This window comes from Arenimonas sp. (assembly GCF_019459675.1).
In the GTDB taxonomy this organism is placed as follows: Bacteria; Pseudomonadota; Gammaproteobacteria; order Xanthomonadales; family Xanthomonadaceae; genus Arenimonas.
In genome coordinates this window covers 1-8,249 of the sequence record NZ_JAIBFH010000475.1, presented here as the reverse complement: position 1 = coordinate 8,249, position 8,249 = coordinate 1, and the positions used below count along the sequence as shown (strand labels likewise).

At 67.2% G+C, this 8,249-nt stretch carries 10 protein-coding genes and 1 tRNA gene; 1 reads left to right on the top strand and 10 read right to left on the bottom strand.

The genetic code is table 11. The annotated features are described in order from the left end of the window. The 10 genes from nuoG to tpiA all read right to left on the bottom strand — a co-directional run. The coding region (gene nuoG, locus K0M70_RS15575; protein ID WP_290783543.1) for an NADH-quinone oxidoreductase subunit NuoG at positions 1–1,437 on the bottom strand (1,437 nt) is incomplete at its 3' end. Further along, complete coding sequence (nuoF, locus tag K0M70_RS15570; protein WP_290783540.1) at positions 1,434–2,798, bottom strand: NADH-quinone oxidoreductase subunit NuoF; 1,365 nt, start codon at positions 2,796–2,798, stop codon at positions 1,434–1,436. The genes nuoF and nuoG, both read right to left, overlap by 4 nt. Before the next feature lie 8 nt (positions 2,799–2,806). Then, the gene (nuoE, locus tag K0M70_RS15565) at positions 2,807–3,334 is read right to left on the bottom strand and encodes an NADH-quinone oxidoreductase subunit NuoE (protein WP_290783538.1); all 528 of its coding nucleotides are present in this window, start codon (positions 3,332–3,334) and stop codon (positions 2,807–2,809) included. A 14-nt stretch (positions 3,335–3,348) separates the two neighbouring features. Continuing rightward, positions 3,349–4,605, bottom strand: coding sequence for an NADH-quinone oxidoreductase subunit D (locus K0M70_RS15560; protein ID WP_290783535.1), 1,257 nt, complete (start codon positions 4,603–4,605; stop codon positions 3,349–3,351). Next, positions 4,602–5,333: an NADH-quinone oxidoreductase subunit C gene (locus tag K0M70_RS15555; RefSeq protein WP_290783532.1), complete on the bottom strand. Its 732-nt coding sequence runs from the start codon at positions 5,331–5,333 to the stop codon at positions 4,602–4,604. Before K0M70_RS15555 ends, K0M70_RS15560 begins: the two co-directional genes overlap by 4 nt. Positions 5,334–5,349: 16 nt before the next feature. Further along, positions 5,350–5,904, bottom strand: a complete 555-nt coding sequence (locus tag K0M70_RS15550) for an NADH-quinone oxidoreductase subunit B (RefSeq protein ID WP_290783529.1) — start codon at positions 5,902–5,904, stop codon at positions 5,350–5,352. Then, entirely contained in the window at positions 5,895–6,251 is a 357-nt protein-coding gene (locus K0M70_RS15545; RefSeq protein WP_290783526.1) for an NADH-quinone oxidoreductase subunit A, read from the bottom strand. The genes K0M70_RS15550 and K0M70_RS15545 overlap by 10 nt, the downstream gene beginning before the upstream one ends. Before the next feature lie 81 nt (positions 6,252–6,332). Beyond that, a tRNA-Leu gene (locus K0M70_RS15540) sits at positions 6,333–6,417 on the bottom strand. A gap of 56 nt (positions 6,418–6,473) precedes the next feature. Further along, positions 6,474–6,941 (bottom strand): preprotein translocase subunit SecG, encoded by a 468-nt coding sequence (secG, locus tag K0M70_RS15535; protein ID WP_290783525.1) that lies wholly within the window; start codon positions 6,939–6,941, stop codon positions 6,474–6,476. Between the two features lie 11 nt (positions 6,942–6,952). Beyond that, positions 6,953–7,705 carry a triose-phosphate isomerase gene (tpiA, locus tag K0M70_RS15530; protein ID WP_290783522.1) on the bottom strand — a complete coding sequence of 251 codons (753 nt, stop codon included), beginning with the start codon at positions 7,703–7,705 and terminating at the stop codon, positions 6,953–6,955. A gap of 110 nt (positions 7,706–7,815) precedes the next feature. Here tpiA and K0M70_RS15525 point away from each other — a divergent pair. After that, on the top strand, positions 7,816–8,249 hold a 434-nt coding region (locus tag K0M70_RS15525; RefSeq protein ID WP_290783519.1), incomplete at its 3' end, for an SDR family NAD(P)-dependent oxidoreductase.

Here is an 8,249-nt window from a genome sequence, read left to right as displayed (position 1 = left end):
GGTTTCGCCCAGGATCACGACGGCGTTGGCGGCGTTCTTGAGCGCGTCGGCCATGGCCTTCGCACCGTCATGGTCGTGCACGGCGATGGCGGCCGGCAGCGATGCCCCCGCAGCCTGCGCCACGGCCGCCAATGCACCCGGCAGCTGCGACGGCGCAACGATGCGCTTGCCGGAGACGGCGAACGTGAACTCGTAGTCCACCGGGTTGATGGCAAACACCTTGGCGCCGGCCTTGCCGGCCTTGTGCAGGCGCTGGTGCAGCAGCGGCAGTTCATGGCGCAGGTTGCAGCCCACCAGCAGCACGACGTCGGCCTGCTCGAGTTCGGCGACCGGCATCTGGAAGGTTTCAGCGAACGCGTCGTCGGCGAAGTCCAGCGCCGACAGGCGATGGTCCACATGGCCGGTGCCCAGGCCCAGGGCGAGCGCGGCCAGCAGGCCACCCTCTTCGTTGGACGTGGCCGGGTGCGCCAGCACGCCCAGCGAATCGCCGGCGTCCTGCAGCAGCCTGGCGGCCAGCGGCAGCGCCTCGTCCCAGCTGGCTTCGCGCCAGGCGTCGCCTTCGCGAACCAGCGGCCGGGTGGCGCGGTCGGCGGCGGCGAGGCCCTGGTGCGAATAGCGGTCGCGGTCCGACAGCCAGCACTCGTTCACCGCTTCGTTGTCGCGCGGCACGGTGCGCAGCACGTCGCCGCGGCGGGCGTGCAGGTAAAGGTTGGAGCCCAGGGCGTCGTGGTAGCCGATGCTCTCGCGCGCCACCAGTTCCCAGGCGCGGGCGCGGTAGCGGAAGACCTTGTTGGTGAGGGCGCCCACCGGGCAGACGTCGATCACGTTGCCCGACAGTTCCGTCATCAGCGGCTTGCCGTCGTAGGTGCCGATCTGCAGGTCTTCGCCGCGATACATGCCGCCCAGCTCGAACGTGCCGGCGATGTCGGCGGTGAAGCGGATGCAGCGCGTGCACTGGATGCAGCGGGTCATGTCGGTGGCGACCAGCGAACCCAGGTCCTCGTCCACGACCACGCGCTTGCGGTCGACGTAGCGCGACACCGACCGGCCGTAGCCCATCGACACGTCCTGCAGTTCGCACTCGCCGCCCTGGTCGCAGATCGGGCAGTCCAGCGGGTGGTTGATCAGCAGGAATTCCATGACGTTGCGCTGCGCGTCGAGCGCGCGCTTGGTCTGGGTGGTGACCTTCATGCCTTCCATCACCGGCGTGGCGCAGGCCGGCGCGGGCTTGGGCATCTTCTCCACGTCCACCAGGCACATGCGGCAGTTGGCCGCGATGGGAAGCTTCTCGTGGTAGCAGAAGCGCGGCACCGGGATGCCGGCCTTGTCGGCGGCCTGGATGATCATCGAGCCCTTGGGCGCGGTCATGGCCACGCCGTTGATCTCGATGTTCACCACGTCGGGGGCGACGTTGGGAGCGACGGGGACAGCGCTCATGCGGCCTCCGCCGTGGCCAGCTGGCCCTTGGCTTCATCGTCCACGTAGAAGCGCTTGTTGACGATGGCGTACTCAAACTCGTGCCAGAAGTGGCGCAGGAAGCCCTGCACCGGCCAGGCGGCGGCTTCGCCGAACGCGCAGATGGTGTGGCCTTCGATCTGGCCCGCGGCGCCCTTGAGCATGTGCAGGTCTTCCATCGTGGCGTGACCGTCCACGATGCGGGTCAGCACCCGGTACATCCAGCCCGTGCCCTCGCGGCAGGGCGTGCACTGGCCGCAGGACTCGGCGTAGTAGAAGCGGGCAATGCGCTGGCAGGCACGCACCATGCAGGTGGTGTCGTCCATTACGATCACGGCGCCCGAACCCAGGCCGGAACCGGCCTTCTGGATCGAGTCGTAGTCCATCGTGCAGGCCATCATGGTGTCGGCGGGCAGCACCGGCATGGACGACCCGCCGGGGATCACGGCCTTGAGCTTGCGGCCACCCTTCATGCCGCCGGCCATGGCCAGCAGCTCGCTGAAGGGGGTGCCGAGGCGGATCTCGAAGTTGCCGGGCTTGTCCACGTGGCCAGACACCGAGAACACTTTCGGGCCGCCGTTGTTGGGCTTGCCGAGGTTCAGGAACCACTCGCCGCCGTTGCGGATGATGGCCGGCACCGAGGCGTAGGTTTCGGTGTTGTTGATCGTGGTCGGGCGGCCGAACAGGCCGTAGTTGGCCGGGAACGGCGGCTTGTAGCGCGGCTGGCCCTTCTTGCCTTCCAGCGACTCCATCATCGCGGTCTCTTCGCCGCAGATGTAGGCGCCGGCGCCGAGCGCGCCATGGATGTCCACGTCCACGCCCGAGCCCAGCACGTCCTTGCCCAGCCAGCCGTTGGCGTAGGCTTCCTTGAGCGCTTCCTCGAAGTGTTCGAAGGGCTCGTGGTGGAACTCGCCGCGCAGGTAGTTGTAGCCCACGGTGCAGCCGGTGGCGTAGCAGGCAATGGCCATGCCCTCGATCACCGAATGCGGGTTGTAGCGCAGGATGTCGCGGTCCTTGCAGGTGCCCGGCTCGGATTCATCGGAGTTGCACAGGATGTACTTCTGCCCCGGCGAGTTGCGCGGCATGAAGCTCCACTTCAGCCCGGTCGGGAAGCCGGCGCCGCCGCGACCGCGAAGGCCCGACTGCTTGATCATCTCGATCACCGCGGCCGGGTCCATCTTCTCGGTGAGGATCTTGCGCCATGCGGCATAGCCGCCGGTCTTGAGGTAGTTGTCGTACGACCACGGCTTGTCGAAGTGCAGCGTGGTGTAGACGACGTTGTGCTCCTGCGGCGCCGGGCCGACGGGGCCGGTGGGCTGGGAATAGTGGGAAGCGTGCGCCATGGCCTTGCTTACTCCAGTCCGTCGAGCAGGGCGTCCACTTTTTCAGTGGTGAGCCGCTCGTGGTAATGACCGTCGATCACCATCATCGGCGCCGCCGAGCAGGCGGCCAGGCACTCTTCCTCGATCTTGAGGAAGATGCGGCCGTCCGGCGTGCTTTCGCCGTGCTTGATGCCGAGCTTTTTCTCGCAGTGGCTGACGATGCCTTCGGCACCGTTGAGCCAGCAGCTGATGTTGGTGCAGATGGCGACCTTGTGCCGGCCCACCGGGACCAGGTCGAACATCGAATAGAACGTGGCCACTTCATAGGCCCACACCGGCGGCAGGCCCAGGTACTTGGCGGTGGCGGCGATGATCTCGTCGCTCAGCCAGCCGCCGTTCTGTTCCTGCGAGGCCATCAGGCCCTGGATGACGGCCGAACGCTTGCGGTCGGCCGGGAACTTGGCGGCCCAATGGTCGATGTGCGCGCGCGTGGCGTCGCTGAGCGCAACCATAGGGTCGACGTCCTGGCAGGCAGCGAAATTTCCTGTGGCTTTCATCGGTCAAACAATCCTTAGCGATCGATTTCGCCGAAGACGATGTCGTAGGTTCCGATCATCGCAACGACGTCGGGCAACATGTGGCCGCGCACGATCGTGTCCATGGAAGACAAGTGGGCAAAGCCCGGGGCGCGCAGCTTCAGGCGGAACGGCTTGTTGGCGCCGTCGGAAACGATGTACGCGCCGAACTCGCCCTTGGGCGCTTCGACCGCGGCGTACGCTTCGCCGGCCGGCGTGCAGTAGCCTTCGGTGAAGAGCTTGAAGTGGTGGATCAGCGCTTCCATGTCGTCCTTCATCTCGGCGCGCGACGGCGGCGCCACCTTGAAGTTCTTCACCATCACCGGGCCCGGGTTGGCGCGAAGCCACTGGACGCACTGCTTGATGATGCGGTTGGACTGGCGCATTTCCTCGACGCGCACCAGGTAGCGGTCGTAGCAGTCGCCCTGCACGCCAACGGGAATGTCGAAGTCGACCTTGTCGTAGGCGGCGTAGGGCTGCTTCTTGCGCAGGTCCCAGGCCAGGCCCGAGCCACGCAGCATCGGGCCGGTCATGCCCCACGCCAGCGCCATGTCCACCGGCACCACGCCGATGCCAACGGTGCGCTGCTTCCAGATGCGGTTGTCGGTGAGCAGGGTCTCGTACTCGTCCACGCGCTGCGGGAAGTCGCTGGTGAAGGCGTCGAGGTAGTCCAGCAGCGAGCCCTCGCGCCATTCATTGGCACGCTTGAGGTCCACGCCCTTGCGCCACGGCGATTCGCGGTACTTGGGCATGGCGTCGGGCAGGTCGCGGAAGACGCCGCCCGGCCGGTAGTAGGTGGCATGCAGGCGCGCGCCGGAAACCGCCTCGTAGCAGTCCATCAGCTCTTCGCGCTCGCGGAACGCATAAAGGAACACCGCCATCGCGCCAAGATCGAGGCCGTTGGAGCCGATCCACATCAGGTGGTTCAGGATGCGGGTGATCTCGTCGAACATGGTGCGGATGTACTGGGCGCGGATGGGCGCCTCGACCCCCAGCAGCTTTTCGATGGCCAGCACGTAGGCGTGTTCGTTGCACATCATCGACACGTAGTCGAGCCGGTCCATGTAGCCGATGGACTGGTTGTAGGGCTTGGATTCGGCCAGCTTCTCGGTGCCGCGGTGCAGCAGCCCCACGTGCGGGTCGGCGCGCTGCACCACCTCGCCGTCCATCTCCAGCACCAGGCGCAGCACGCCGTGCGCGGCCGGGTGCTGGGGGCCGAAGTTGAGGGTGTAGTTGCGGATTTCCTGGGTCATGGCGTGGCCGGATCCTTTCGCGGATGCTCGCTGGCGGCCTGCTGCCAGCGCGAGTCCTCGCGCACCACGCGCGGCACGCCGACGCGTGGTTCGATCGAGACGGGTTCGTAGACCACGCGCTGGCGTTCGGCGTCGTAGCGCACTTCGACGTTGCCGGTCAGCGGGAAATCCTTGCGGAACGGATGGCCGACGAAGCCGTAGTCGGTGAGGATGCGGCGCAGGTCCGGGTGACCCTCGAAGAGGATGCCGAACAGGTCGAAGCATTCGCGCTCGAACCAGTTTGCCACGGGATATACATCCACGAGCGACGAGACGGTCGGCAGGCTGTTGTCAGCCGCAAAGCAGCGCAAGCGAAGCCTGCGGTTGTTGCGCACCGAAAGCAGGTGCACCACCACCGAGAAGCGACGCTCGGGGCCGTTGCCGCGCGGGCGGTTTTCCCAGCTGAAGCGGCCCGGACCGGCGCCGTCGACGCCGCGCGAGAAGCCTTCGTTGGAAACGTCGGTGGTTTCCCACTCGTCGTCGCCGTAGCCCAGGAAATCGACGCCGCACAGATCAACCAGCTGCTCGAACCCGAAATCGGGCTCGTCGCGCAGAATGCGCGCCGACTCGAACCAGGATTCGGGAGTGACTTCCAGCGTGGTTTCGCCCAGCGCTTCGCGCACCGACACCACGCGCTCGGCGAGGCGAGCCTTCAGGCGTTCGATGAAACTGGTGGTGGTTTCGACCATGGCGTCGGCTGGGTCCTTAGCGGGCGATGGTGTTGGTGCGGCGGATTTTCTTCTGCAGCTGCAGGATGCCGTAGATGAGCGCCTCGGCCGTCGGCGGGCAGCCCGGCACGTAGATGTCCACCGGCACGACGCGGTCGCAGCCGCGGACCACCGAATAGGAATAGTGGTAGTAGCCGCCGCCGTTGGCGCAGCTGCCCATCGAAATCACCCACTTGGGCTCGGGCATCTGGTCGTAGACCTTGCGCAGCGCCGGCGCCATCTTGTTCACCAGCGTGCCGGCCACGATCATCACGTCGGACTGGCGCGGCGACGGCCGGAAGATGACGCCGAACCGGTCCAGGTCCAGGCGCGCGGCGCCCGCATGCATCATTTCCACGGCGCAGCAGGCCAGGCCAAACGTCATCGGCCACATCGAGCCCGTGCGGGCCCAGTTCACCAGCGTGTCGACGTTGGTGGTGACGAAGCCGCGCTCGATCAGCGGGTTGTCGCCCTCGGGGCGCAGGATGTCGTCCACCACCCCGATCGGCTCGGGGTTGTTCATCACGCGCGCGATCGCGGAGGTCACTCCCATTCCAGGGCTCCCTTCTTCCAGACGTAGATGTAGCCCAGCACCAGCAGGCCGATGAAGATGCCCATTTCGGTGAGGCCGACGATGCCGAGGTTGCGGAAGTTGACCGCCCAGGGGAATACGAAGGCGATTTCCAGGTCGAAGATGATGAACTGGATGGCGATGAGGTAGTAGCGCACGTCGAACTGCATGCGCGCGTCCTCGAAGGCCTCGAATCCACATTCGTACGGCGAGAGTTTTTCGCTCGTGGGTCGCTTCGGGCCAAGGCCCCAACCCAACACCAGCAGGACGATGCCCAGACCGGTGGACACGAAAAGGAAAAGCAGGATCGGCAGATATTCGCCCAGCACGCGCGCGTCCTCACCCTTGCGCCCTTGGGCGCGTTCGTGCCGCCGCTCCAGCTTCGCCGGGCGGCAGCCCGTACAACAAGTTGGTGCCCGAGGGGGGACTCGAACCCCCACGACCTAAGTCGCTACCACCTCAAGGTAGTGCGTCTACCAATTCCGCCACCCGGGCAGGTGTGCCTCCACTCAATCAATGCATGAGCGGAGGCGGCAAATTATAGCAGCGGATCAGCCTTCCTGGCTGCCCTTTTCATCACCCTGCGCAGGTGCCGGCGCAACCGGCTCCGCTTCGGTGGATTCAACCGGCGCCGCCGGAACTTCCCCGGTGCCGCCGGCAGCGGGAACGGGAGCCGCCGGGATCACGGGAACGTCACCATTGGCCGCCGGGGCCGGGTCGGCCACGGCCGCGGTGGGCACTTCGGACATCGCGCCGATGTCTTCCACAGGCGCCAGGCTGGTGGTGCTGCGGGTGGCGTTCCACGCCATGCCCAGGCTCATCGCGAAGAACACGACGGCAAGCCACTTGGTGGCCGTGGACAGGAAGTTGGCGGAACCGCGCGCGCCGAACACGGTGGCCGAGGCACCGCCGCCGAAGCCGGAACCTGCAGCGGCGCCCGAGCCGCGCTGCATGAGGATGAGCACGATCATCGAGATCGCGACCAGCACATAGATGACACTGATGATGGTGAGCAGCATGGTGTGTACGTTTACCTCGCCGCCGCGGCAGCGATTGCCAGGAAATCCTGGGCCACGAGGGACGCGCCCCCGATGAGGCCGCCGTCGACGTCGGGCTGGGAAAACAGCTCGGCCGCGTTGGCGGGTTTGACGCTGCCACCGTAAAGCAGGGGCAGCGAGCCGGCGATTCTAGCATCGTGTGCGCGCAGTTCGCCACGGAGGAAGGCGTGGACCTCCTGGACCTGGTCCGGGCTGGCCGTCCGCCCGGTGCCGATGGCCCATATCGGCTCATACGCCAGCACGGCGTGCCCGAAGGCCGCGATGCCCGCCAGCTCCAGCACCGGCTCGAGCTGGCGCTGGAGGGCCCACTCGGTATGCCCCGCCTCGCGCTGGCCCAGGGTCTCGCCCACGCAAAGGATGGGCGTGAGGGCGGCCTTCTGGGCGGCGACGAACTTCTCGGCGACGCGCTGGCTGTCCTCTTCGTGGTACTGGCGGCGCTCGGAATGACCCACCAGCACGTACCGCGCCCCCACGTCGCGCAGCATGCGGCCCGAGGTTTCGCCGGTGTAGGCGCCCTGGTCGTTCACGTCCAGGTCCTGGCCGCCAAAGGCCAGGCCGTCACGCAGGTAGCGGTCGGCCAGCTCGCCCAGGTAAGGGGTGGGCGGCAGGATCACCATTTCCACGCCGGCCGCGCGCGGCGCCGCCACCAGTTCATCCATCAGGGCGCGCGCGAACGCGCGGTCCCCATGCAGTTTCCAGTTGCCGGCCACAATCTTCGGGCGCATGTCGGTGTCCTCGGAATCAGGCGTGAAGGATACCGCGCCCGGCCAGGACCTGACGAACCGGGGGCCATGCCGGTGATAATGCGGCCATCCCGCCGCACGAGCCCCCTGCCATGACCCCTGCCCTTCCCCGTGGCCACGCCCTGATCACGGGGGCCTCCAGCGGCATTGGCGCCGCGCTGGCCCGCGAATCGGCCCGCCGGGGCTTGCCGCGGGGGCTGGGGGCGCCCCGCGCCGACCGGCTGCAGGCGCTGGCCGCCGAGCTCTCTGCGCAGGTGGACTGCGTGGTGATCGCCGCCGACCTGGCCGATCCCGCCACCCCGGCGCGCCTGTTCGAACAAACCCAGGAGCGCGGGCTGTTCATCGCCACGCTGGTGAACAACGCCGGCTACGGCGTGCCCGGCCGCTATCTTTCCGCCGACTGGAAGACCCACGCCGACTTCCTGCAGGTGCTGATGACCTCGGTGGCCGAACTCACCCACCGCTACCTGCCCGCGATGGAGGCCGCCGGCGACGGCCGGATACTGAACATCGCTTCGCGGGGGGG